Genomic DNA, 23,468 nt, shown 5'->3' on the forward strand with positions numbered 1-23,468 from the left:
CCTCTGGTCTGTCAGGGATTATCAGTGGTCGAATCGTCGGACGATGACTGGTGCTGGGCGAAATCGGCTTCGGCGAGTTCGAGGAGCGGACCCCGGTGGAATCGCGCCTCGTTCTCTCGGTTCTCTCGTTGCGCCTCGGCTTCGTCCTGCAAGGCGCGGGCATAGCGGGCCGGGTCCTGATCCGGCGTCGGCGACCGCGACCCGACCCGCGATTCGCAGCCGGGGCCGAGGCTCAGGACGATCGCCAGGGCGGGAATGCAACGTGGCATATTCATTCCGTAATGCATCCTCTCGGGGGCGGGGCCGTGACTCCCGAACATCATCACTCCGGCAACGATCCGGCGGCGTCGCCGAGGGCCGCCGCCTCCGCCGCTCGGGCTTCCTGTTCCGCCCGCGCGGACTGGTCGATCGCCTCCTGATATGCGGCCGGATCCTCATCGGAACGCGGCGAGCGGTTCCCGCCCCCCGAGGAATCACCACACCCCACGGCACCGAGGCCGAGGAGCGCCACGCCGAGCAGTACGGATTTCCGAGTTCGGTCATTCATGAGGACAAATCCTTGAGGAGACGAACCGCCGGGGGGATTCACGGATCAATACTGGTCCGACGAGACAATTTCGCCAGCCGAGACGGTCGACAGCGCGGTGTATGCCGCCGGATTGATCGTGTCCTTGATGAATTTGACGCTCCCGTCGCCGAACAGGAAATTCGCCCCCCCGGGATGGACGCTGCGGAAGTTCGGCAAGGTCTGGCCCGAGAGCGGGTTGGCAGGGGCGAAATGGTCCGTCGCCGACGGATATCCGCAATCGTTCAGGCCGTAGAAGGACCCCAGCCGGTCGGTGGTCGTCCCCATCAATCCCCCGACGATGTACTCCGCCCCCCAGTTCCGCCGGCGACCGTAGGCCATGAAGAGGATGTTGTCGTAGTACCTGCCCTGGTCGAACTGTCCCAGGGGAACGCAGACCCGATTCTCGGCGAAACCGACCGCAGCGAACGGATTGGCGTCGTTCCCGCCGGCCGCCTCTCCCATCAGCATCGTCTGACTCGTCCCGTCCCGGACCTCCGAGAGCCTTGTGAACACGTCGATGCCCGACATGCCGCGAAGATTCCGGTTCAGGAACGGCTGCGAAACGTAGTTGTCCGCGCCGGCGCTGAACACGTAATCGGTCACCGCGACCCGGTCCAGTTCCCAGGAGACCGACCCGAATCGGAAGCTCGACCCGATTTCTCCCTGGTCCCGATTCGACGGGCACAGGAAGGTCCCGATCTGCGTGGAAATGCCCGTCGTCTGGTCAGGCATCGACCAGCCGAAGTAGGTCCCCATCCCGGCGGCGAACAATCCCTGCTCGAAGTTGAAGGCCGACGCCAGGGCCGTCTGCTCGAGGTGCGGCAAGATCGAGTGGAAACCGGTGAAGTTCGAGTAGACGCTGCCGAACCCGCCGTGCATGGCCGCCGGGAAGACCTGATTGCTGCTCTCGTAATTGTGCAGGGCCAGGCCAAGCTGCTTGAGATTGTTCACGCATTGCGCCCGGCGGGCCGCCTCGCGGGCCGACTGGACGGCCGGCAGGAGCAGGGCGATCAGCACGCCGATGATCGCGATGACCACCAGCAACTCAATCAGCGTGAAGCCGTCCCGAGGACGCATCGGTCGTGTGTTCATCGTGTTGATTCCGAGGGATCCGATCCGGATCGATTTCAAGCATCTGGGGCCGTGGATTTCTGGCGACGGCCGCCCTCGGGACCAATTGACTCTCCCCCCCGTCTCGCCGCCCCCGGCCCCATCGGCCCGGGGGGCACGCCGCCGGGGAGTGGTCCCGCATCCTCCCGGAACAACCGGGCAGGATGCCTCCCCGGCGGACGTGCCGGCCGCCACGAAACCGGACGACTCCGGCCGCATGGCGGTGGCTCGGGGTCCGGCACGCTCGACGCTCGTCTCCGCGTGCGTGCCGCCCTGGGGTCGATCGCTCCGACCGACCCCTCCGCGAACCCAACCCCCCGAGATGATCGTGATCCGGCGGGACCATCACCAGCTCACCCACCTCGGGAATGACATTGAGACCTCGTCTCAGAACGACTCCCGAAGTCTGGCCTCCCTCAATCAAGAGGGGGCCATCGCGAGAATCGACGACAGGCTCCTCGGCCCTGCTGCGGGATGACCCTCCACCGAGGGCCCGTTTGCGGGACGACCGCGAGCCGAAATACTGAGACTCAGTCTCAACAGGGTCGTACGATACGATTCTCGCCCCTGCCCTGTCAATGACCGAGTCCCGGCCCGGGGCGAAAAAGATCGGGGGCGGTGCGCACCCTTCGCCAGGGGGGCGGGCACGCGAATGGCGGCAGGGGGCCCGTGCTCGGCCGGGAAACAGGCCACACAAGCAAATCGCCAGGGGCCGACCCGAGAGGTTGGGGGTCGGCCCCTGGCGTGCGGTGCTCGGGATCGACGGATCAGATGGGGCGACTCGGCCGGCTCCGGTCAGTGGTCGTGCGTGGCGCCCGCAGGCTCGGCCTGGGCCTCGGCATCGGCCTTCGATTCGGCGTCCTCGTCCGCGTCCGCGTCCGATTCGGTCTCGGGGCGAATCTTCTGGGGGCGGTCATCGGCCTCGGCGATGGCCCAGCCGAGCCGGTAGGCGGCCCGGGAGATGCGGACGGCCTTGCCCACGTCGGCCTTCTCGAAGTCGTCGCCGGGCCGGTGGTAGTCGTCGTGGACTCCCGCGAAGAAGAAGATGATCGGGATGCCCAGGCGGGCGAAGTTGAAGCTGTCGGTGCGGGCGTAGAACTGGTCCGCGTCGAAATCCGCCTCCATCGCCTCGAGTTCGAGCGCGGCGACGGCGGCGGGGATGATCGTGGAGTAGTCGGGATGCTCGGGAGAGGGGGTGATGCTCACCCGATTCGGGTCGTTGCGCGAGACCATATCCATGTTGATATTGGCCACGACCTCGTAACCGTTGGGGAGGGTCATGTGCTCACTCCACCACCGCGACCCGAGCAACCCCTTCTCCTCGCCCGAGACCCACAGGAACGCCACCGAACGCCGGGGCCGCTCCCCCTCGGCGATGGCCTGGGCGACTTCGAGCAGGGCGCTGGTGCCCGATCCGTTGTCGTCGGCGCCGTTGTGGATCTCGCCGTTGATCACGCCGACGTGGTCGTAATGGGCGCTGTAGACGACGACCTCGCGCCGAAGCTCCTCGTCGCGGCCGGGGAACATCCCGATCACGTTGCGGTCTTCGATCAGCTCCACCGTGCTAGCGAAGGCGAACCGGGCCCGGGTGCTCTCCAGCTCCCGGGGGGTCGCGGGATCGTCCGACAGGGTGAGAGCCTCGTCGATCCCGTCGCGCAGGCGGTCTTCGAGGAAGAGCAAGGGAGTCCCGTCGTTCGACGAGGCGCCGAGCGTCATCGATCGCCGGCCGAACATGCGCAGGGCGAAGGGGTTCGACTCGGCATAGGGGCGGGTGTCCCCGGAGTCGAACGGGTGCACGACGAGCAGCGCGAGCGCCCCTCGATCCCGGGCCGCCTGCAGCTTGGTGAAGGAACTCGCCCCGGAGGCCTGGGCATTGCGGCGGCCCTCGGCTTCCGGCTCGTCGCCCGGCGGCAGGCCGTCGAGCACCAGCACGATCCGGTCCTTCACCTCGACCGCGTCGAAGTCGTTCGGCTCGTCACCGGTCCCGGTCCGCCCGTAGCCGGCGAAGACGACCGGCGCCTCGACGGCCCCCGGCGCCAGGTTCCGGGGGACGAGGATGAAATCCTCCTTCACCTTCCCCGCGATTTCCCAGGTCACGTCGTCCTGCTCGATCGTGATGGTCAGCTCGGTCCCCTCGATCTCCGGGGTCGAGAATTCGAGCGGGAAGTGGGCGAAGTAGGTCGGGGCGTCGCCGTCGAGATCGCCGACCGGCTCGGCGCCCAGGGTCGAGAGTCGGGTGGCGAGGTATTCCGACGCGATCCGGATTTCCGGGCTGGCCGTGTCTCGGCCCTTCATCAGGTCGGAGGAGAGAAATTGCAGGTGCCCGGCCAGTTCCGGCTCGGTGATGGTGGCGGTCGCCGGGGCCGATTCGACCAGCGCGGCCGGCTCCGAGACGCTCGGCGTCTCGGCCCGGGCGGCGTCCAGGGCGCAACAGGCCCCCAGGGCGACCGCGATTCGAGGCAGCAATGGAGCGTGCATCAAGAAACCTCTTACTCCGGAGGAGATGACGGCGTCGAGCATCCGAAGGCTCCAGGATATCGAGCTCGTGCGCCGTTCCGACAGTCCCCGCCCCCGGCCTCGAAGGATCGGATCGAATCGAGGCTCGGCCGTGGTGGTCCGGCCGGGGTTCGGCTACGATGGTGCGCGATCGCAGCGGCTCGCCGGCCGTCGCGCGGGCCCCCCCCGAGCGACGTCGTGCCGGCGGTCGGCCGATCCGTCAGGAGATTCCCGGCCCATGCCCGTCAGCTTCGTCATCGACATGGATGGGGTGATCTATCACGGCCACCGCCTGATCCCCGGCGCCCGAGAGTTCGTCGATCGCCTCCGGGGCGGCGGGCATCCGTTCCTCTTCCTGACGAACAACAGCCAGTGGACCCCCCGCGACCTGAAACACCGCCTGGAACACCTGGGGATCGTGGTCGAGGACTCCGCCTTCCACACCTCGGCCCTGGCCACCGCCGAGTTCCTCAGGACGCAACGGCCGGGAGGCTCCGCCTTCGTCATCGGGGGGGCGGGCCTGACCAACGCCCTGTACGAGGCCGGGTATCACCTCACCGAGCGCGACCCGGATTACGTCGTCGTGGGAGACACGAGGCGCTACGACTACGAGACGATCGAGCACGCCATCCGCCTGATCCTCGGCGGTGCCCGGTTCATCGCCACGAACCCCGACCTGACCGGCCCCTCCGAGGCCGGGCTGCAACCGGCCTGCGGCGCCCTGGTGGCCCCCATCGAGCTGGCGACCGGCCGCAAGCCCTACTTCGTGGGCAAGCCAAACCCCCTGATGATGCGGACGGCCCTGCGGAAGCTCGGCGCCCATTCGTCCGAGTCGTTCATGATCGGCGACCGCATGGACACCGACATCATCGGCGGGACCGAGACCGGCATGCAGACCATCCTGGTGCTGTCCGGCGTGACCGATCGGAACGAGATCGAATCGTTCCCGTATCGACCGACCTTCGTCTTCGACGACGTGGGGCAGATCCCGGTCGATCAACTCGTCGCGCAGCAAAAGGACGCGGCGGATTGATTCGGCCCTCCGCGTCCGGTTCCCGAGACCTGCATCGGCGATCGCGGGCCGCCTCGGGGCGAGTTTGGAATCGGCAGTTCGGCCGCCGACTCCCCGGCGATGCGAGGAATCGGGTCCCGGCCTGCTGGAAGTGTCCCGGGCATCGATCGGGACGATCGACGGGTCAGGTCAGCCCGTGCTGACGGCGAAGCCGTGTTGCTCGCGGTGGTACGGCCCGTCGTAGTTCTGGGTCGACTTGAACTTCTCGAAGCGGCCGTCGCCGGCCACCAGGAGATGGCGGTTGGCCAGGGCCTCGCGCTCCTCCTCGCTCATCGGCGAGAAGTTGCGGACGATCTCCAGGTTCTGCCGGAGGATCTCCGGCGAGTCGATCCCCGAGACGAGGGTCGTGATCGGCAGCGAGAAGACGAACCGCAGGGCGTCTTCCACCGCAATGCCGGCGTCCTTGACCAGCTCACCGGCCCCGCCGAGGCTCTTCATGCCGATCGCGGCGATGCCGCGCTCGACCAGCTTCGGCAGCACGTGATTCTGGAAGCTGCGGTAACGGGCGTCGAGCACGTTGATCGGCATCTGGACCGAGTCCCACTCGAAGTCCGAGTAGCCGGCGTCCCTCGGCATGTCGAGCATCGCCAGGTGGATCCGGGGGTCCTTGTGCCCGGTGTAGCCGATGTAGCGGATCTTCCCCTCCTCGCGGGCCTTCAGGGCGACTTCGAGGGCGCCGCCCTGCTGGGTGATGAGGGCGGGGTCGTTGTCATAATTGATCTCGTGGAATTGCCAGAGGTCGAGGCGATCGGTCTTCAGGCGTCGGAGGCTCTGCTCGAGCTGTTCCCGGGCCGTCTTGGCGTCCCGGGCGCAGACCTTCGTCATGAGGAAGGCCTTGTCGCGGCGGCCGCCCTCGGCGATGGCCTTGCCCATGCGCTCCTCGGAGCCGCCGTCGTGGTAGTCCCAGGCGTTGTCGAGGAAGGTGATCCCCTCGTCGATCGCCTGCTGGATGAGCCGGATGTCGTCCGCCTCGTCCTGGGCCCGCCCGACGTGGTGGCCGCCGAGGCAGATGGCGGTGACGAGCTCGTCGGCATGGCGGCCGAAGGGTCGCAGGGGAACCCCGCCGTCATTCTTCGGAGTCCCCTGATCCTGCGCGGCTCCGACGATCCCGGCGGCGGTCAGGCCGACGACGCCCGCCTGGAGAAACTCTCGGCGATTCTGGTTCGACTGCGATTGCATGGCGATTCCTCAGCAAGAAAAAACAAACGAACGGCGAGCGATCGGCCGGAGGCATTGGGGGCGGTTCGGCTCGGAACCGGCCTCCGCGGGTCCGAGGGGTCCGTTCTCGGCGGTCATCTTGGCATCGGAACGTGAGTGCCGCAAGGTCCGTGCCGAGGGCGACGGCACAGCTCTTGCATCGTTCCGACCCTCGCGTGAGTTGTGTTCCGGTGACGCGACTCCGAGGTTGCATCCGCTTGCGATCGGCGGCGATCGTCCCCGGCGTGCTCCTCGACACCCCCTCAGCTTCGAGGTCTTGAATCATGGCAGACGAAATGCGACGTCCCGATCCGACTGATATCCTCGCGGTCCGCAGTCGGGTGAGCTGGCAGGCCATCTTCGCGGGAGCGATGGTCGCCGTCACCTTCTACGTCGTCCTGATGTTGCTCGGGCTCGCGCTGCTGGGTGAGGCGGTGGCCCGCAATGCCCAGGGGACCCAGATCGGGCTGGGGACGGCCATCTTCACCGCCCTCACGCTCCTGATCTCGTTCTTCTTCGGCGGCTGGGCGACCAGTCGCCTGGCGGTGGGGGAGAGCAAGCTCGAGGCGGTCCTCTACGGGCTCATCCTCTGGGGGCTGCTCTTCATCGGCATGCTGGCCCTGCTGGCCTCCGGGGTCCGGGCGGGTTTCAGCGGGATGGTCGGCGGCGCGACCGGCGCGTACACGGACGGCGCGACGGCCGCCCCCGGGGCGAACGTCGACCGGATGGCCGGCTGGATGGCCGACGCCGGCTTCTCCCAGGAGCAGGTCGACCAGTTCCGCACCTTCGCCGACGACCCCGCCAGCGAGATCAACCGCGAGCAGGTCAGTCGAGTGTCCCGCGAGGCGGCCTGGTGGTCCCTCCTCGGGGTCTTCGTCTCGCTCGCCGCGGTGATCGTCGGGTCGCTGGTCGGCTCCGGAGAGCTGCCGCTGCCCGTCCCGGTGATCGGCGTCAAGCGCACCACCATGGTCACCCGGCGATGACGTCGCTCGGGTGATCATCCGACCCCAATCGAGATCGATCGCCACGCCCCGCGTTTTTTCCCTCGGGGCGTGGCCTCGAAATGCGCATACTGGTCAGTTCTTGACGACTCTCGGTCGATTCGACGCTCCCCCTCTCCGAAGACCACCCGCGTGAGGTTCCCTCCCTTGGCTGATCGAACCGTTCGCCTCAAGATGAATCACCCGGTCATCGTGACCGTCTTGATCCTGGCGGTCATCGCCTTCATGTATCTCGCGGCCGAGGTGCTGCGCCCGCTGGCGCTGGCGGTCCTGTTCAGCATGGTGCTGGCCCCGATGGCCTCGTGGCTCGAACGCCGAGGGATCCCCCGGGCGGTGGCGACCGCCGCGTGCGTCCTGGTCGTGCTCGGCGCCCTGGGCGGGATCAGCACGATGGTCTTCATGCAGTTCGGGCAGCTCGCCGAGGAGGTCGTCTCGCAGAGCGAGGAGATCAAGCTCAAGGTCAAGGGCCTGTTCCAGGGGCAATCCCCCTCGGCCGTCGGCCAGGTCGGCCAGGTCGTCGAGGAGGTCACCCGGGAGGTCATGGAGGAGCCGGACCCCGGGGCCGAGGGAGCGGGAGGCGACGACCCGGGCGAGATCGCCCTGTCCGAGTCGCCCGGCGCCCCCGGGTTTAACCTCCCGAAAACCAGCCGGTCGACCATCGAAGGGGACCCGATCATCCCGGTCGAGGTGGTCGATCGCCCCTCCATCCAGGACCGCTTCCAGAACGCCGTCGGCCCGCTGCTGGGGCCGGCGGCCATCTTCTTCCTGGTCCTGATCCTCACGCTCTTCATCCTCCTGACCCGGGACAACCTGAACGCCCGCTTGATCCAGGTCATCGGCACCAGCCACGTGAGCCTGACCACCCGGACCCTGGAAGAGGCCGGCCAGCGGATCAGCCGCTACCTGATGATCTTCTCGCTCTACAACGCGACCTGCGGCGCCATCCTCGGGCTGGGCCTGTACCTGATCGGCGTCCCGTACGCGGTGCTCTGGGGCTTCCTCGCCGCGGTCCTCCGCTTCATCCCCTACGTCGGCCCGTGGTCGGCCTTCGTGTTGCCCCTGGCCTACTCGGTCACGCTCGGCGAAGGCTGGTACGAGCCGCTCATGGTCATCGCCCTCTTCGCCACGCTGGAGATCATCTCCAACTCGGTCCTCGAGCCGATCATCTACGGCCGGACGGCGGGCATCACCGCCGTCGGGTTGCTCGTCATGGCCATGTTCTGGACGTGGCTCTGGGGGCCGATCGGGCTCCTGCTGTCGACCCCGCTCACGGTCTGCCTGGCCGTCCTCGGCAAATACGTCCCCGCGCTCAACGTGTTCGCCACGATGCTCGGCGAGGATGTCGTCCTGGAGCGCGACGCCCAGTTCTATCAACGCCTGCTCGGCCACGACTCCGACGCCGCCTTCGAGGTGATCGAGGCGGCGCTCGAAGAGGGCTTCTCGCTCGAGCAGATCTTCGACCAGATCCTGATCCCCGCCCTGTCCCGGGCCGAGTCGGACCTGGCCCGGAGCGTCATCGAGGAATCCGACGAGATCTTCATCTGGACCACCACCCGCACCATCCTCGACGACCTCGAGGCGCGGGAGGAGTCGACGACCAAGGACACCTTGATCCGGCCGAAGACCCGGAAAAACGGCAAGGTGCTGGGCCTCGCCACCAACGACGCCGCCGACACGATGGTCCTCCGCATGATCCAGATGTCGTTGAAACCCCTCGGCATCCCGGTCGAGATCATCAACGCGACCAGATCTCCCCTGGAAGCGTCCGAGCACCTCTCCGGCTCGAAGAATCAGATCGTCCTGCTCTCCTACCTGCCTCCGGTCGGCCTGACCTCGGCCCGCTATCTTGTCCGGCGGATCAAGGCGCTCGACGCCAAGCTGCCCCTCTGGGCCGGCCGCTGGGGAGAGGCCGGGGGGGAGAAGGCCCGCAATCGCCTGACCAAGATGGGCGCCGACCGCGTCGTCTTCAGCGTGGCCGAGGTCAAGGAGCACCTGCCCGAGGCCCTCGAAGGGCTCCAGAACCGTCAGGCCAGCGAGCCGAAGCCCAGCGCCGAGGCCTCGGCCTTGCCGTGATTCGCGGCCGCCGCCCCCCGGCCCGGCCCGCCTCCCTTCCCCGATCGGGGGGCGAGCATCAATCCCACGCACCGGCCCCCCGGAATCGGTTATCATGGAAGCGTGCCTTCGCCCCGGGCGAGTCCGTCACCCCGACGGCCCCGGGGCGATCACGGCGAGCCACCCCCCGACCGACCGGAGGCGAATTCGATGCGCGTGACCCTCGACTACGGACGCACCGGCCTGGAGGTCGAGCTGCCCGACGACCGGGTCATCGGCCCCCTCGAAATCCAGGACGTCCCCCCCCTCGACGACCCCGAGGCCGCCGTCGTCGCGGGCCTGGAGGCCCCCATCGGCTCCCCCCCGCTCCGCGAGGTTGCCCGGGGGAAGACAACCGCCTGCATCCTCATCTGCGACATCACCCGGCCGGTCCCCAACGAGCTGATCCTCCGGCCGACCCTCCGGATCCTGCACGAGGCCGGCATCGCCCGCGAGGACGTCCTCATCCTCGTCGCCACCGGCCTGCACCGGCCCAGCACCGAGGCCGAACGCATCGAGATGCTCGGCGCCGAGATCGCGCGTGACTACCGCGTCGAGGACCACCACGGCACCGTCCTCGAAGAACACACCTTCCTCGGCACGACCCCCAAGGGGGTCCCCGCCTGGATCGACTCCCGCTACGTGAATGCCGACCTGAAGATCGCCACCGGCCTGATCGAGCCGCACCTGATGGCCGGCTACTCGGGGGGCCGCAAGCTGATCTGCCCCGGCATCGCCGCCCTCGAAACGGTCAAGATCTGGCACGGCCCCGACTTCCTCGAACACCCGAAGGCCGATTGCGGCTTCCTCGAAGGCAACCCCGTGCACGAGGAGAACACCCGGATCGCCCGCATGGCCGGCTGCGACTTCATCGTCAACGTCACCCTCGACAAGCAGCGCCGGGTCACCTCCGTCGTCGCCGGGGACATGGAGGAAGCCTTCCTCGAAGGGGTCCGGTTCATCGAGCACGTCGTCACGGCCAGGGTCCAGGAGCCGGTCGACGTGGTCGTCACCAGCTCGGCCGGCTACCCGCTCGACACCACCTTCTACCAGGCCGTCAAGGGGATGACCGGCGCCCTGCCGATCGTCAAGCAAGGGGGTACCATCATCATCGCCGCCAGCCTGACCGAGGGGATCGGCAGCCCCGAGTTCCAGAGCCTCTTCCGCGAGAACCCGTCGCTCGAAGTCTTCATGGAGAAGGTCCTCGGCAAGGAATACTTCGTGCTCGACCAGTGGCAGCTCGAAGAGCTGGCCAAGGTCCGCCGCAAGGCCCGCGTGAAGATTGTCTCCGACGGCATCCCCGCCGCCACCCTCTCCGAGCTGTTCGTCGAGCCGGCCGAGTCGGTCGAAGCGGCCGTCACCGCCTCCCTCGCCGACTATGGCCCCGACGCCCGCGTCGCCGTCATCCCGAAAGGCCCTTACGTCCTCGCGACGGTCGGGGCGTGACCTCCCGCCCGCGGGTGGGCCCGTTTGGCGAGGCCCACCCGCAGCGATCCGACTTCCCCACGAGCCTCGGGCCTCGGTACGATCGCTCCAGTCGGATCAAGAACCCGACGGGATCCCGGAGCCTCCTCCCATGCAGCGCCGATCGCTCGATTTCCGCGACGCCGACGCCGTGATCGCCGACATCCGTCAGCTCCATCAGGGGGGCTACACGAAGCTCGGCAAGTGGAACCTGGCCCAGATGTGCGATCACCTGCGGGCCACCCTCCGCGTCGGCCTCGACGGCTCGGATCGCCGCCTGCCCTGGATCGTCCGCACCGCCATCACCGGCCCGATCTTCCGCCACGTCATCAAGACGCGCCGGATGAAAACCGGCCTCCCCGTCCCGAAGGAACTCGTCCCCACCAGCCCCGACGGCCCCGACGACCCCGCCGCCATCGAGGCCTGCATCGCCACCTTGCAGGAGGCCCGAGACGCGACCGGCCCGCTCCCCAAACACCCGGTGGCCGACCTCACCGTCGACCAGTGGAAGCAGGTCAACTGGGTCCACTGCGCCCACCACCTCAGCTTCCTCATCCCCAAGGCCCAGCCCGTCGCCGAGGCCCCCGCCGGCGTCGAGACCGCCTCATCAGGGCCCCCTTGATGACCTCGATCAACCCTGTCTCGACCAGGCGAACAGGGTGATCGGCGTCCCTTCCGGATCGCTGAGTCGGACCTCCCGATACTGCTCCTCCGTGTTGTCGCTCGCCTCGCTGACCGCCTCGCCCAACGCTTCCAGGCGGACCCGCTCGGCGTCCGGGTCCTCCACCTGGAAGACCAGGCGACACCCGCGACCGCGCTCGTCCGACCGCTTCAACGCCAACCGACCACCCCCGAGAGCCTCCAGAAGCACGAATCCCTTCGGAGCATCCTGCAAGACGACCCGCAGTCCGAGCACCTCGGCGTACCATCCGGCCAGCCGCTCGGGATCAACGACGTGCAGCTCGGTCATGAACAGCGTCATCGGATTCGCGTCTCGTGTGTCGTCTCCGCCACCCTCCCCGATCGGTTGCCGTTGACCGACCGGGCAGGATGGCTAAAATCTGCCTCATCTTACGCACACACTGCCCGATCGGCCGCACCCAAGAAGGTCCGAGGATGTCCGAGGAGAAGCAAGACGACCTGGAAGCCGTCCGCCTGGAGAAGCTCCGGCGGATCGAAGGCCTGGGGATCGACCCCTGGGGCCAGCGGTTCGACGACCACATGGCCATTTCCCAGGTCCGCTCCCGAGAGCCCGAGGCCGCCCAGCCGGGCGACGAGACCCCCGGCCCCCGCGTCCGGATCGCCGGCCGGATCATGCTGCGCCGGGTGCAAGGGAACGTCCACTTCCTCGACCTCCGCGACTGGACCGGCCGCATCCAGGTCTTCCTCGGCAAGAAGCAGGTCGGACCCGACGCCTGGCAGCTCGCCAAGGAACTGGATCTCTCCGACCTGATCGGCGTCGACGGCACCCTCGGCTTCACCAAGACGGGCGAGCTGACCGTCTTCGCCGAGTCGGTCACCTTCCTCGGCAAGAGCCTGCTTCCCCCCCCCGAAAAGTGGCACGGCCTGACCGACGTCGAGGCGCGCAGCCGGATGCGCTACCTCGACCTGTTCAGCAACCCCGAGAGCCTGCAGACCTTCCTCGGCCGCTCGAAGGTCGTCTCCACCATCCGCCGCGTGCTCCAGGAGCGCGGGTTCGTCGAGGTCGAGGGGCCGACCATGCAGTCGATCGCCGGGGGCGCCGCCGCCCGGCCGTTCGTCTCGCATCACAATGCGCTCGACATCGACCTGTTCCTCCGCATCGCCCTCGAACTGCCGCTCAAGCGCCTGCTCGTCGGCGGCATGGAGCGCGTCTTCGAGCTCGGCCGTGTCTACCGGAACGAGGGGATCAGCCGCAAGCACAACCCCGAGTTCACCATGCTGGAGGCCTACCAGGCCTACGGCGATTACCACAGCATGATGGACCTGACCGAGGCCCTCATCTGCGGCGCGATCGACGCCATCGACGGCAACTATCAGCGCACCATCCACGTCGGCTCCGAGGGGGAGATCGCCCCCACCACCGTCGACTTCACCCCCCCCTGGCCCCGCAAGGCCTACAACGACCTGATCCTCGAACACGCCGGGGTCGACCCCACGGACGCCGACGCCGTGAAGGCGAAGGCCGAATCCCTCGGCCTCGAAACCGCCGGGAAAGACCCCGTCGTCATCCTCGGCGAGCTGTTCGAGGAGGCGGTGGAAGACCGGCTCACCGGCCCCGTCTTCGTCATCGACTACCCCGCCCCCCTCTGCCCCCTGACCAAGCGCAAGAGCGGTCACCCCGAGATCGCCGAGCGGTTCGAGCTGTTCGTCCTCGGCATGGAGCTGGCCAACGCCTACACCGAGCTGAACGACCCGAACTTGCAGGAAGAACTCTTCCGCTCGCAGCTCGCCGGCCTGGCCGAGGACGAGTCGATGGCCAAGATGGACGACGACTTCATCAAGGCCCTCAAGCACGCCATGCCCCCCGCCGGCGGCCTGGGCATCGGCATCGACCGCCTCTGCATGCTCCTGCTCGACAAGCAGAGCATCCGGGACGTGATCCTCTTCCCCTTGCTCCGCCCCCAAAGCTCGGGAAGCGGCGGCGGCTGAGTGTCCCGTTCGACAATGATCGGGCGGATGACCGATCGTGGACGCCTTTGATCGATAGGCTGGCGTAAGGAGACGCCCGACCATGTACAAGTACCTGCTCTGCTGGCGCTACTTGCGCACCCGGTATATCGCGCTGGCGAGCATCATCAGCGTCATGCTCGGCGTGGCGACGATGATCGTGGTCAACTCGGTCATGGCCGGCTTCTCGACGATGATGCAGGAGCGCCTGCACGGCACGCTCTCCGACATCATCATCGAGTCCTTCAGCCTCAACGGCTTCGACAACCCCGACGAGGTGATGGCCGCCATCCAGGAGGCCGTCGGCGACCGCGTCGACGCCATGGCCCCCTCCCTGCAACTCTTCGGCTACGCCATGATCCCCGTCGGCGGCGGCGAGCACCTCACCCGGGAGGTCCAGATCATCGGCGTCCGCCCCGAGGACCGCGCGAAGGTCGGCGACTTCGCGCAGTACCTCATCCACCAGCCCCGCCCGGGTCAGGATGAGCCCCCGAAGGCTGAGCCGACCTTCCACGTCCCCGACGAGTACCGCCTGAACACCTACGCGGGGCAGGTCTATCAGCAGACCGACCCCGACGACCCCTTCGCCGACATCCTCCGCCAGGACATGGAATCGCTCGTCCCGGCCGACGGCATGATCCTCGGCTACGCCATCGGCACCGTCCACCGCCCCGAAACCGGCGAGGACATGTTCATCGCCCCCCAGGGCTCGAAGGTCATCTTGCACTTCCCCTCCGCCGGCCGCACCCCCGAGGCGAAGACGGGCGAATTCACGGTCGTCAGCTACTTCAAGAGCGGCATGAGCGAATACGACTCGATGCAGGTCTACGTCCCCATCGACCGCATCCAGTTCCTCCGCGGCCAGGACGGCTTCGTCAACCAGATCCAGGTGAAGGCGAAGCCCGGGACCGACCTCGACACCCTCGCCCGCGACATCCGCCTGGCGATGGAGGGCAAGTGGCCGACCCGCTTCCTCGTCTCCACCTGGGAGCAGAAGCAAGGCCCCCTGCTCGCCGCCGTGCAGGTCGAGCAGAACATCCTCAACATCCTGCTCTTCTTCATCATCGCCGTGGCCGGGTTCGGCATCCTCGGCATCTTCTCGATGATCGTGGTGGAGAAGACGCGCGACATCGGCATCCTCAAGGCGCTCGGCGCGTCCGATTCGGGCGTCCGCGGCATCTTCCTCGGCTACGGCCTGACGCTCGGGATGGTCGGCAGTCTCGTCGGCATGACCGGCGGCCTCCTGTTCGTCAAGTACATCAACGAGATCGAGAAGGGCCTGAGCGCGATCACCGGCCGGAAGGTCTTCGACGACTCGATCTACTACTTCCCCGAGATCCCGACCCTGGTCGAGCCCCTGACCGTCGCCTGGATCGTCATCGGCGCCCTGGTCATCGCCGTCGCCGCCAGCGTCTGGCCGGCCCAGCGGGCCTCGCGGATGCACCCGGTCAAGGCGCTCCGGTACGAGTGACCGATCCCCAGGGGAAACGTCCCGGATCGACGTTTCCGTGCCCGCGATGCGGCGAGCGCAGCGCATCTCCTCCCATCCCCTTCCTCCGGAGGCCCCGATGGTCCCCCATCTCTCGACGATCGGCCTGTCCAAGTCGTACCGCAAGGGGCGCGAAGCGGTCCCGGTGCTCGACGGGGTCGATCTGGACATCGACCAGGGAGATCTGCTCGCCATCGTCGGGGCGAGCGGGTCGGGCAAGAGCACCCTGCTCCACCTCATCGGCCTGATCGACGGCGCCGACGGCGGGCAGATCGAACTCAACGGCGAGCGGATCGACAACCTGCCCAACCGCCGCCGCGACGCCCTGCGCAACCGCACCTTCGGCTTCATCTTCCAGTTCTACCACCTGTTGCCCGAGCTGACCGCCCTTGAAAACGTCCTGATCCCGCTCACGATCCGCTACGGGCCGCTCGAATATCTGGCGAAGCGCCGCCGTTTCCGGGCCGAGGCCGAGGCCATGCTCGACCGCGTCGGCCTGAGCCACCGGATCACCCACAAGCCGAACGAACTCTCCGGCGGCGAGATGCAGCGGGTCGCCATCGCCCGGGCGCTCGTCGGCGGCCCGTCCGTCCTGCTCGCCGACGAGCCGACCGGCAACCTCGACGCCAACACCGGCCGAGAGGTCCTCGACTTGCTCCGCGACTTGAACCGCGAACGGGCGCTCACTATGATACTCGTCACCCACGACCTCGGCATCGCCTCGAAGGCCGACCGGGTCGTGCGGCTGGCCGAGGGCCGACTGGAAGAATGGTCCCCGGTCCTCGCCTGAATTCCCTCCCCCATCCGTCACCCGATTGATGTCCACCGCGGGGGCCTCGATCCGGCCGGGATCGGCCCCCCCTTTGCCCGCTCGTCGAGGAGCACCGCCATGAGCCTGAAGGTTTCCATCAACGGCAAGCTCTTCGACAAGGCCGACGCCAAGATCAGCGTCTACGACCACGGCCTGCTCTACGGCGACGGCGTCTTCGAGGGGCTCCGCTCCTACAACGGCAAGGTCTTCCGCCTCGAAGACCACATCGACCGGCTCTACGCCTCGGCCCGCGCCATCCACCTCGAAATCCCGATGGCCCGCTCCGAACTGGCCGAGGCGGTCGTCGAGACCCTGAAGGTCAACGACCTGACCGACGCCTACATCCGCCTCGTCGTCACCCGGGGGGCCGGCAGCCTCGGGCTCGACCCCCGCCGGACGTCCGACCCGCAGGTGATCATCATCACCGACACGATCTCGTTGTATCCCGACGAGCTGTACGAGCACGGCCTGAAGATCATCACCTCCGGGACGATCCGCAACCACCCGGCGGCCCTGAACCCGCGGATCAAGTCGCTCAACTACCTGAACAACATCCTCGCCAAGATCGAGGGCACCAACGCCGGATGCCTCGAAGCCCTGATGCTCAACCACCAGGGGCACGTCGCCGAGTGCACCGGCGACAACATCTTCATCGTCCTCAAGGGGGTCATCCACACCCCCTCGGTCGACTCCGGGATCCTGGAGGGGATCACCCGCCAGGCCGTCATCGACCTGGCCCGCGAGATCGGCCTGACCGTCATCGAGCGGACGATGGACCGGCACGACATCTACACCGCCGACGAGTGCTTCCTGACCGGCACCGCCGCCGAGGTCATCCCCGTCATCGACTGCGACGCCCGACCGATCGGCGACGGCCACCCCGGCCCGATCACGAAGGACCTGCACCACCGCTTCCACGCCCTCGTCCGGGGCGAGACCCGCTCCTGATCCCCGGCCTCGTGATCGATTCCCGGTCGTCCGACCCGTCCGTGCCCCATCACCCCCCTTCGGCGCCGAGGGGGTCGTCCATCGATCGCGGGGGCCGCGTCATGGCCACGCCCTCGGGAGGCCCGGGCCGAAGCCCGTCCCCCTGGCCCGGACTGATCGCGCTGGCCTCGATCGTCGCCATGAGTGCCTGGATCGTCTGGGCCCTCAACGCCCCGATCGGCTGGCCCTGGAAAGCCCTCCAGATCGGACTCGCAGGTGCCCTTGCGCTGCTGGTCGGCGGTTCGATGGGCATCGATTCCATCAACATTTTCCTGCCCCTGGCCCAGTTCTCGCTCGGGACGCAGGGCATCATCCTCGGCTACCGGCACTTCGGCCGGCCCGGGGCCGTCGCGGGGCTGCTCGGGGGCCTCGTGCTCGGCCCTTTCTTCGCCATCGCCGCGACGGTCCTGTTCGTCGGCCTCATCACCCTGTTCGACCGCTCGCCGAAGGCCCCGGGAGCGTCCCCTCCCCGGGACGAGCCGACCGGCCGGGACGAGCCCCCCGCCCCCGGCTGATCCCCCGACCGGTCCCGCCCGGGTCGTCCCCCGGACACTCCGCCGCGTGGCCGGATTCAATTCGGACGCCCCGACTTCCGCATCCAGTAGGCGATCCCGAACAACACCACCGGGCCGAGGGCGATCAGCACCGCCCCCAGGCCGATCATCAACCATTCCCAGATCATCGCGTCCCTCCCCGGGCTCTCCCGCGGTCGGACCCCCGATCGGACCACTCGGAAGCGATCGGGCGGCCCTTGATTCTTCGGGGATGGCAACGCATCTTAGATGCCAGGCCCGGCCCCGGCGTCTTGCCTTCAGTGGGGGGCGGACTCAAGGGACGCTGCCCCCCTGCCCCGGTGGTCTCCATGCTCCAGATCGACCGCATCCTCGCCCCGACCGACTTCAGCTCCCATTCGGAGGGCTCGGTCCGTTTCGCCTGCGGACTGGCCGAGCGCCTGGGGGCCGAGCTGCACCTGATCCACGTCCTCTCCGACGTCGTCGTGCCCGCCGGGCCGGATCCGATGCTCATCTCCAGCATGCCCCCGGAATACTACCGCGAGGTCGAGGACCAGTCGCGCCAGACGCTCGAATCGCTCTGCGCCGCCGACTGGCCCCGCCCCGCCCGGGTCGTCACCGAGGTCCGCTGGGGCGATCCCGTCGACGAGATCAATGCCTACGCCACCGAATCGGCCGTCGACCTGATCGTCGTCGCCACCCACGGCCGCACCGGCCTGGCCCACGTCCTGCTCGGCTCGGTCGCCGAGCGGATCGTCCGCGAGGCCCCCTGCCCCGTCCTGACGATCCGAGACAAGAAGACCCCCTGATCCCCCGGACCGCCCTCCCCCGACCCTCCCCGCCCGAGATTGCCCCGAGGGCCTTGCCCGTGCGACTCGCCCCCGCCGCCTCCATCGCGCCCTCCCGCATCCGGGCGATCGCCGCCCTGGCCGACGAGCACCCCGGCACGCTCCGCCTCTTCTACGGCGAGGACACCCTGCCCACGCCCGACTTCATCAAAGCGGCCGCCCACGCCGCCATCGACGCCGACCGCACCTTCTACACCCCGAACCCCGGCTATCCCGAACTCCGAGACACCATCGCCTCCCAGTATCAGCGCCTGCACGGCGTCCCCGTCCGCCGCGAGCTGGTCGTCGTCACCGCCAGCGGGATGATGGCCATCCACCTCGCCGTCGAGGCCACGGTCGGCCCCGGCGACTCCGCGATCGTCCTCACGCCCCTCTGGCCGAACTTCGTCGGTGCCATCCGGGTCGCCGGCGCCGAGGCGATCGAGGTCCCGCTCGCCCTCGATCCCGGCGGCTTCCGCCTCGACCTCGACCATCTTGAGGACGCCGTCCGCCCGAACACCCGCATGCTCGCCCTGGCCAGCCCCGGCAATCCGACCGGCTGGACCGCCTCCCTCGACGACTGGCGCACCCTCGTCGCCTTCTGCGAACGCCACGACCTCTGGCTCCTCGCCGACGGCGTCTACGAGCGGATCGCCTTCGACCCCGATTCGCCCGTCGCTCCCAGCCCGCTCGGAATCGACGCCGCCCGCCCCCGCACCATCGTCGCCCAGAGCTGTTCGAAGGCGTACCGGATGACCGGCTGGCGCGTCGGCTATGCCATCGCCCCCCCCGAGGTCGCCCCCACGCTCGCCTTCCTCCAGGAATACGCCGTCAGCCACGCCTTCGGCGTCGCCCAGGAGGCCGCCCGCGTCGCGATCCGGGACGGCGAACCCTTCCTCGCCGAGGCGATCGCCCGATACGCCCGGCATCGCGACCTCGCCGTCGATCGCCTCCGCCGGATCGACGGGGTCCACGTCCCCGTGCCCGACGGCGCCTTCTACGTCTTCCCGAAACTCGAAGGGCTGCGCGATTCCGTCGCCCTCTGCGAGTCGCTCGTCCGCGAGCGCCGGGTCGGCGTCGCCCCCGGCTCGGCCTTCGGCGCGGGCGGTGAAGGTCACGTCCGCATCTGCTTCGCCGTCGACGAATCGACCCTGCTCGAGGGGCTCGATCGCTTCGAGGCCGGTTGGCGAGCCTTCCGAGCCGGAGGACTGTCCCGATGAGCGACCACCCGATCGGCCAGGACGACCGCATCCTCTACCGAGGCCGCAAGATCGACCTGGCCCTGCGCCCCGTCGCGCTCGCCGACGGCTCGACCGCGGAGCGCGAGGTGGTCCTCCATCGCGGGGCCGTCGCCCTGCTCCCCCTGCTCGACGGCGACCGCGTCTGCCTGATCCGCAACCGACGCTACGCGATCAACAAGTCCTTGCTCGAAATCCCCGCCGGCACGATCGACCCCGGCGAACCGCCCGACGCCTGCGCCCTCCGCGAACTCCGGGAAGAAACCGGCTACGTCGCCGGCCGCCTCACCCTGCTCACCGAGTGGTGGGTCTCCCCCGGACTGTTCACCGAACGCATGTACCTCTTCCGCTGCGACGACCTCCGGCCGGGACCCCTCGCCCACGAGGCCGACGAGCAGATCGAGCCGGTCGTCGTCCCCTGGGATCAGGCCGTCGGCATGGCCCTCGACGGCCGGATCGAGGACGCGAAATCGATGCTCGCCATCCTCTACTGGGATCGCCTGCGATCGTCCGCCGCTCGCTGACCCGATCGCCCAGGCCCCCGATTCCACCAAAGGCCAGGGGTTCCCAACCCTTCAAATCGGCGGGAACCCCTGGCCTTCTCGATCGTGGTGTCGGTCGAAGCGATGTCGACTCGCCTCCTCAGTCGCGGAACCGCATCACGCAAGGGGTGAGCACCGCATCGCGGAAGTGGACACCCGGGCGGGTCAGGTTCGACTGGTTCAGGTACACATCAACATCGAAGGAACCGATCCATCGCGTCCGCCGCCACTCGACCCGCCCGTCGGTGAACAGGACGTTCTGACCGGCCCCGGCGTGGTTCGGGCTGTTGCCCACCAGGATCACCCCCCCCACGCCCGACCCCTGGCCGTTGCTGCTGGCCCGGTCGAGGCGGAAGGGGGGCTGGTCGGCCACCAGCGGGACCCGATTGTCGACGTTGAACGGCAGCGGGATCGGCCGGTTCGTCGTCGGGTGGACGTTGCCGAGGTGGTAGGCATAATCCACCCGGATGTCCTCCCGGCAGGTCCCGGGCCGATGCCGCTCCCGGCCGAGCAATTCGGCGAACTGCGGGAGCTGCTCGGTCGTCCTCGACGTGCCGTCGCACGGGCAGTCGAGCGTCCGGTGGTCGTGCAGCAGGCCGTCCTCGTTCAGTTGCACGAAGGCCGCCCCGACGTACGAGGCCGGGCACGACGGGTCGACATACGGGAACGTGTGATGCGTGGCGGCGTACTGGCTCATCGCCAGGCCGATCTGGCGCAGGTTGTCCGTGCACATCAGCTTGCTGACGCTCTGCTGCTGGTGGCGGACCGCGGGGACCAGCGACATCAGGCCGATCAGCATCACCGCCGCGGCCACCCCCACGTCCACCCATCGGGCCCGGGGGCGCGACGGGGCGAACTCCAGGATCCGGGGCTCTTCGGCATGGCGACGGAGCCGGGCCGTCGTGCGGGCCGCAAGATCCGAGGGCGGCTCGGGATCGTCCGAGTCGAGCAGCAGGGCGAGGGCGCCTCGAAATCGAGCACGCCGGTCGGCGAGGGAGGGGTCGGAGGCGGCGGCCAGGTCGAGCTGCTCTCGACCGTCGTCATCGAGCTGGCCAAACGCCTCGTCGAAGAGGGCGGCGTCGTTCATGGGACCGAACCGTTCTCAGTGGGACCAGCCGCCTGGGCCATTTCTGCGAGTTTGGCCACCGCGGCATGCAGGCGAGATTTGACCGTGCCCACCGGAATCTTGAGGATTTCGGCGATCTCTCGGTACTTCAGATCCTGGTAGTACGCCAGGATCAACGTCTGGCGAAGGCCTTCGGGGAGCTTGGCGATGCTCTGACGGACCCACTCCCGGCGCTCCTCGCTCTGCATCTCGACCAGCGGGCCGGGCTCGTCGCCCGTCAAGAGGTCGATCAGCGCCCCCGGATCCCGGTCCGACCCCTCGATGCGCTGGTCAAGGCTCACCGTCGGGTGACGGCCCACCTTGCGCAACGCGTCGACGGCCTGATGGGTCGCGATGGCGTAGAGCCAGGGGCGCAAGGGTCGCCCGTCCTCGTAAAGCCCCCGTTTCAGGTGCAACTGGAGGAACGTGTTCTGAAACACGTCGTCGGCCAGCGCCCGGTCGCCCATGTACCGGGCGAGATACCGGTACAATTCGCGCTCGTAGCGCCGGACCAACTCGTTGAAGTCCTCGGTCTGAGCCTGCTCGCGATACCGACTCATGAGCACCTCGTCCGATTGCTCGGCGAGGGCGTCGGCGATTGCAGGTCCAGTGGCCTTCACCATGATTACGGTCAATCCCGGGGGGGAGTTCGCTCCCGCCGCCCGAAAGCGTGAGAAATAAGGAAAACGGCCGCGATCGGCCCGGCCGACGCGACCGCTCGAGCGTCCTTATTGTTCCGGCAGACCCGCGGCAGCGTCAAGTCAGACCCACCCGTCGATCGGACCCCGCCCCGGGGCGGCCCGGCCAATCCCCGCGACCCGCGCGGCCGATCACGCGAAGAGCCCCGAGAGCACCCGGCCCCCTACGTCGGTCAGGCGCTCGTCTCGCCCGCTGTGCAGGTACGTCAGCCGCGTGTGGTCCAGGCCCATCGCGTGCAAGATCGTCGCGTGCAGGTCGTTCATGTGGGCCTGGTCCTCGACCGCGTTCATGCCGATCTCGTCGGTGCTGCCGAAGGTCGTCCCCCCCTTGATGCCGCCCCCGGCCATCCACATGGTGAACCCCCTCGCGTTGTGGTCGCGCCCGCGGCTCCCCCCTTCGCTCACCGGGGTCCGGCCGAACTCGCCCCCCCAGATCACGAGCGTCTCGTCCAGCATCCCCCTCCGCTTCAGGTCGGTCAGCAGGGCCGAGACCGGCTGATCGGTCAGGCCGCACATCTTCTCGTGATTCGCATTGACGTCGCTGTGCGCGTCCCACTGCATCGCCACCGGGCCTCCCCCGGAATAGACCTGCACGAACCGCACGCCCCGCTCGACCAGCCGACGCGCCAGCAGGCATCGGGTGCCGAAATCGTTGGTCCTGGGGTGATCCAGCCCGTAGAGCCGCCGCGTCTCCTCCGTCTCGGTCGACAGGTCGACCGCCTCGGGGGCCTCGGCCTGCATCCGGAAGGCCAGCTCATACGAGGCGATCCGGGCCGACAGCTCCGAGTCGTCCGGATCCAGATCCGCCTCGTTCATCTCCCGGAGCAGGTCGAGCGTCCTCCGCTGCTGCCCCCTCGAAAACTCCCCGGTGGCCGGTTGCAGGTCGAGGATCGGCTTCGGCCCCGGGCGGAACAGGGTCCCCTGATAGGCGGCGGGCAGGAACCCGGCCCCCCAGCACGGGGCCCCGCCTTCAGGAGTCCCCTCCGGCTGCGCCATCACCACGTACGCCGGCAGGTTCTCGTTCTCGGTCCCCAGGCCGTAGCCGACCCAGCTCCCGAGGCTCGGGTACCCCATGAAGACCCGGCCGCAGTTCATCTGATAATGCGCCGGGGCGTGGATCACGCTGTCCACCTGGCACGACCGGACCAGGGCGATCGTATCGGCATGTTCCCTCATGTGCGGCACGAGGTCCGACATGTCCATCCCCGACTCGCCGTACTTCCCCCAACTTCGGGTGCTCGCCAGGCAGATCGGGTCGGCTTCGAGGAACTGGCTCTCCAGCTTCCCGAAGCTCGGCGGCAGGGGCTGGCCGTGCAGGCGGTCCAGCTCCGGCTTCGGGTCGAACATGTCGATGTGGCTCGGCCCGCCGACCATGAACAAAAAGATGCACCGCTTCGCCTTCGGCGCGAAGTGCGGCACCTTCTCCGCCAGGGGATTCAGGCTCCCTGCGCCCCCGTCCGACCCCTTCGCGTCGCGCCGCAACAGGTCGGCCAGGGCGAGCATGCCGAAGCCCGCCCCCGTCGATTTCAGGAACGCCCTGCGGTCGATCGGCGGCATCGGTTGCGGTCCGGGGCATCGGCGGGTCGGTCGGGGCATGGGAAGGCACTCCGG

At 68.4% G+C, this 23,468-nt stretch carries 22 protein-coding genes; 13 read left to right on the forward strand and 9 right to left on the reverse strand.

Annotated features, from left to right (window positions below; translation table 11 throughout):
• Window positions 1-11: 11 nt before the first annotated feature.
• The 4 genes from AB1L88_RS07085 to AB1L88_RS07100 form a co-directional block, all read right to left on the reverse strand.
• Entirely contained in the window at window positions 12-275 is a 264-nt protein-coding gene (locus AB1L88_RS07085; RefSeq protein ID WP_367095946.1) for a hypothetical protein, read from the reverse strand.
• 47 nt (window positions 276-322) lie between these two features.
• Window positions 323-547 carry a hypothetical protein gene (locus AB1L88_RS07090; RefSeq protein ID WP_367095947.1) on the reverse strand — a complete coding sequence of 75 codons (225 nt, stop codon included), beginning with the start codon at window positions 545-547 and terminating at the stop codon, window positions 323-325.
• 45 nt (window positions 548-592) lie between these two features.
• Window positions 593-1,660, reverse strand: a complete 1,068-nt coding sequence (locus tag AB1L88_RS07095) for a DUF1559 domain-containing protein (RefSeq protein ID WP_367095948.1) — start codon at window positions 1,658-1,660, stop codon at window positions 593-595.
• An 813-nt stretch (window positions 1,661-2,473) separates the two neighbouring features.
• Window positions 2,474-4,156, reverse strand: coding sequence for a M20/M25/M40 family metallo-hydrolase (locus AB1L88_RS07100; RefSeq protein WP_367095949.1), 1,683 nt, complete (start codon window positions 4,154-4,156; stop codon window positions 2,474-2,476).
• A gap of 256 nt (window positions 4,157-4,412) precedes the next feature.
• Between AB1L88_RS07100 and AB1L88_RS07105 the strand changes: the two genes are divergently transcribed.
• A complete protein-coding gene (locus tag AB1L88_RS07105; protein WP_367095950.1) occupies window positions 4,413-5,207 on the forward strand; it encodes an HAD-IIA family hydrolase in 795 nt (264 codons plus the stop codon).
• Between the two features lie 168 nt (window positions 5,208-5,375).
• On the opposite strand, the gene AB1L88_RS07110 is transcribed toward AB1L88_RS07105, so the two are convergent.
• Window positions 5,376-6,425 (reverse strand): aldo/keto reductase, encoded by a 1,050-nt coding sequence (locus AB1L88_RS07110; RefSeq protein ID WP_367095951.1) that lies wholly within the window; start codon window positions 6,423-6,425, stop codon window positions 5,376-5,378.
• A gap of 302 nt (window positions 6,426-6,727) precedes the next feature.
• On the opposite strand from AB1L88_RS07110, the gene AB1L88_RS07115 reads away from it, so the two are divergent.
• The 4 genes from AB1L88_RS07115 (at window position 6,728) to AB1L88_RS07130 (ending at window position 11,621) form a co-directional block, all read left to right on the forward strand.
• On the forward strand, window positions 6,728-7,426 hold the full coding sequence (locus AB1L88_RS07115; protein WP_367095952.1) for a hypothetical protein: 699 nt from the start codon (window positions 6,728-6,730) through the stop codon (window positions 7,424-7,426).
• A 192-nt stretch (window positions 7,427-7,618) separates the two neighbouring features.
• Entirely contained in the window at window positions 7,619-9,517 is a 1,899-nt protein-coding gene (locus AB1L88_RS07120) for an AI-2E family transporter (protein ID WP_367095953.1), read from the forward strand.
• A 189-nt stretch (window positions 9,518-9,706) separates the two neighbouring features.
• A complete protein-coding gene (larA, locus tag AB1L88_RS07125; protein WP_367095954.1) occupies window positions 9,707-10,981 on the forward strand; it encodes a nickel-dependent lactate racemase in 1,275 nt (424 codons plus the stop codon).
• Window positions 10,982-11,111: 130 nt separating this feature from the next.
• Window positions 11,112-11,621: a DUF1569 domain-containing protein gene (locus AB1L88_RS07130; protein ID WP_367095955.1), complete on the forward strand. Its 510-nt coding sequence runs from the start codon at window positions 11,112-11,114 to the stop codon at window positions 11,619-11,621.
• Window positions 11,622-11,630: 9 nt separating this feature from the next.
• Here AB1L88_RS07130 and AB1L88_RS07135 read toward each other — a convergent pair whose 3' ends face one another.
• Complete coding sequence (locus AB1L88_RS07135; protein WP_367095956.1) at window positions 11,631-11,981, reverse strand: VOC family protein; 351 nt, start codon at window positions 11,979-11,981, stop codon at window positions 11,631-11,633.
• 134 nt (window positions 11,982-12,115) lie between these two features.
• Between AB1L88_RS07135 and lysS the strand changes: the two genes are divergently transcribed.
• The 8 genes from lysS (at window position 12,116) to AB1L88_RS07175 (ending at window position 20,036) form a co-directional block, all read left to right on the forward strand.
• Complete coding sequence (gene lysS / locus AB1L88_RS07140) at window positions 12,116-13,630, forward strand: lysine--tRNA ligase (RefSeq protein ID WP_367095957.1); 1,515 nt, start codon at window positions 12,116-12,118, stop codon at window positions 13,628-13,630.
• Window positions 13,631-13,712: 82 nt separating this feature from the next.
• Complete coding sequence (locus AB1L88_RS07145) at window positions 13,713-15,119, forward strand: FtsX-like permease family protein (RefSeq protein WP_367095958.1); 1,407 nt, start codon at window positions 13,713-13,715, stop codon at window positions 15,117-15,119.
• 97 nt (window positions 15,120-15,216) lie between these two features.
• On the forward strand, window positions 15,217-15,927 hold the full coding sequence (locus AB1L88_RS07150; RefSeq protein ID WP_367095959.1) for an ABC transporter ATP-binding protein: 711 nt from the start codon (window positions 15,217-15,219) through the stop codon (window positions 15,925-15,927).
• Between the two features lie 99 nt (window positions 15,928-16,026).
• Window positions 16,027-16,896 (forward strand): branched-chain-amino-acid transaminase, encoded by an 870-nt coding sequence (gene ilvE / locus AB1L88_RS07155; protein WP_367095960.1) that lies wholly within the window; start codon window positions 16,027-16,029, stop codon window positions 16,894-16,896.
• Window positions 16,897-16,997: 101 nt separating this feature from the next.
• Complete coding sequence (locus AB1L88_RS07160; RefSeq protein ID WP_367095961.1) at window positions 16,998-17,450, forward strand: hypothetical protein; 453 nt, start codon at window positions 16,998-17,000, stop codon at window positions 17,448-17,450.
• Between the two features lie 347 nt (window positions 17,451-17,797).
• A complete protein-coding gene (locus AB1L88_RS07165; RefSeq protein WP_367095962.1) occupies window positions 17,798-18,256 on the forward strand; it encodes a universal stress protein in 459 nt (152 codons plus the stop codon).
• Between the two features lie 59 nt (window positions 18,257-18,315).
• Complete coding sequence (locus tag AB1L88_RS07170) at window positions 18,316-19,494, forward strand: pyridoxal phosphate-dependent aminotransferase (protein ID WP_367095963.1); 1,179 nt, start codon at window positions 18,316-18,318, stop codon at window positions 19,492-19,494.
• A complete protein-coding gene (locus tag AB1L88_RS07175; protein ID WP_367095964.1) occupies window positions 19,491-20,036 on the forward strand; it encodes an NUDIX hydrolase in 546 nt (181 codons plus the stop codon). The genes AB1L88_RS07170 and AB1L88_RS07175 overlap by 4 nt, the downstream gene beginning before the upstream one ends.
• Window positions 20,037-20,154: 118 nt before the next feature.
• On the opposite strand, the gene AB1L88_RS07180 is transcribed toward AB1L88_RS07175, so the two are convergent.
• From AB1L88_RS07180 to AB1L88_RS07190, 3 genes are all read right to left on the reverse strand, one after another.
• The gene (locus tag AB1L88_RS07180; RefSeq protein ID WP_367095965.1) at window positions 20,155-21,141 is read right to left on the reverse strand and encodes a hypothetical protein; all 987 of its coding nucleotides are present in this window, start codon (window positions 21,139-21,141) and stop codon (window positions 20,155-20,157) included.
• Entirely contained in the window at window positions 21,138-21,782 is a 645-nt protein-coding gene (locus AB1L88_RS07185; RefSeq protein ID WP_367095966.1) for an RNA polymerase sigma factor, read from the reverse strand. The genes AB1L88_RS07180 and AB1L88_RS07185 overlap by 4 nt, the downstream gene beginning before the upstream one ends.
• A gap of 207 nt (window positions 21,783-21,989) precedes the next feature.
• Complete coding sequence (locus AB1L88_RS07190; protein WP_367095967.1) at window positions 21,990-23,453, reverse strand: DUF1501 domain-containing protein; 1,464 nt, start codon at window positions 23,451-23,453, stop codon at window positions 21,990-21,992.
• Window positions 23,454-23,468 lie beyond the last annotated feature (15 nt).

The organism is Tautonia sp. JC769 (assembly GCF_040717455.1).
Classification (GTDB): domain Bacteria; phylum Planctomycetota; class Planctomycetia; order Isosphaerales; family Isosphaeraceae; genus Tautonia.

Bases quoted from the DNA above. Each gene is read 5' to 3' on its own strand.
- AB1L88_RS07085 (WP_367095946.1), bottom strand. From the start codon at position 275: ATGAATATGCCACGTTGCATTCCCGCCCTGGCGATCGTCCTGAGCCTC.
- AB1L88_RS07090 (WP_367095947.1), bottom strand. From the start codon at position 547: ATGAATGACCGAACTCGGAAATCCGTACTGCTCGGCGTGGCGCTCCTC.
- AB1L88_RS07095 (WP_367095948.1), bottom strand. From the start codon at position 1,660: ATGAACACACGACCGATGCGTCCTCGGGACGGCTTCACGCTGATTGAG.
- AB1L88_RS07100 (WP_367095949.1), bottom strand. From the start codon at position 4,156: ATGCACGCTCCATTGCTGCCTCGAATCGCGGTCGCCCTGGGGGCCTGT.
- AB1L88_RS07105 (WP_367095950.1), top strand. From the start codon at position 4,413: ATGCCCGTCAGCTTCGTCATCGACATGGATGGGGTGATCTATCACGGC.
- AB1L88_RS07110 (WP_367095951.1), bottom strand. From the start codon at position 6,425: ATGCAATCGCAGTCGAACCAGAATCGCCGAGAGTTTCTCCAGGCGGGC.
- AB1L88_RS07115 (WP_367095952.1), top strand. From the start codon at position 6,728: ATGGCAGACGAAATGCGACGTCCCGATCCGACTGATATCCTCGCGGTC.
- AB1L88_RS07120 (WP_367095953.1), top strand. From the start codon at position 7,619: ATGAATCACCCGGTCATCGTGACCGTCTTGATCCTGGCGGTCATCGCC.
- larA (WP_367095954.1), top strand. From the start codon at position 9,707: ATGCGCGTGACCCTCGACTACGGACGCACCGGCCTGGAGGTCGAGCTG.
- AB1L88_RS07130 (WP_367095955.1), top strand. From the start codon at position 11,112: ATGCAGCGCCGATCGCTCGATTTCCGCGACGCCGACGCCGTGATCGCC.
- AB1L88_RS07135 (WP_367095956.1), bottom strand. From the start codon at position 11,981: ATGACGCTGTTCATGACCGAGCTGCACGTCGTTGATCCCGAGCGGCTG.
- lysS (WP_367095957.1), top strand. From the start codon at position 12,116: ATGTCCGAGGAGAAGCAAGACGACCTGGAAGCCGTCCGCCTGGAGAAG.
- AB1L88_RS07145 (WP_367095958.1), top strand. From the start codon at position 13,713: ATGTACAAGTACCTGCTCTGCTGGCGCTACTTGCGCACCCGGTATATC.
- AB1L88_RS07150 (WP_367095959.1), top strand. From the start codon at position 15,217: ATGGTCCCCCATCTCTCGACGATCGGCCTGTCCAAGTCGTACCGCAAG.
- ilvE (WP_367095960.1), top strand. From the start codon at position 16,027: ATGAGCCTGAAGGTTTCCATCAACGGCAAGCTCTTCGACAAGGCCGAC.
- AB1L88_RS07160 (WP_367095961.1), top strand. From the start codon at position 16,998: ATGGCCACGCCCTCGGGAGGCCCGGGCCGAAGCCCGTCCCCCTGGCCC.
- AB1L88_RS07165 (WP_367095962.1), top strand. From the start codon at position 17,798: ATGCTCCAGATCGACCGCATCCTCGCCCCGACCGACTTCAGCTCCCAT.
- AB1L88_RS07175 (WP_367095964.1), top strand. From the start codon at position 19,491: ATGAGCGACCACCCGATCGGCCAGGACGACCGCATCCTCTACCGAGGC.
- AB1L88_RS07180 (WP_367095965.1), bottom strand. From the start codon at position 21,141: ATGAACGACGCCGCCCTCTTCGACGAGGCGTTTGGCCAGCTCGATGAC.
- AB1L88_RS07185 (WP_367095966.1), bottom strand. From the start codon at position 21,782: ATGGTGAAGGCCACTGGACCTGCAATCGCCGACGCCCTCGCCGAGCAA.
- AB1L88_RS07190 (WP_367095967.1), bottom strand. From the start codon at position 23,453: ATGCCCCGACCGACCCGCCGATGCCCCGGACCGCAACCGATGCCGCCG.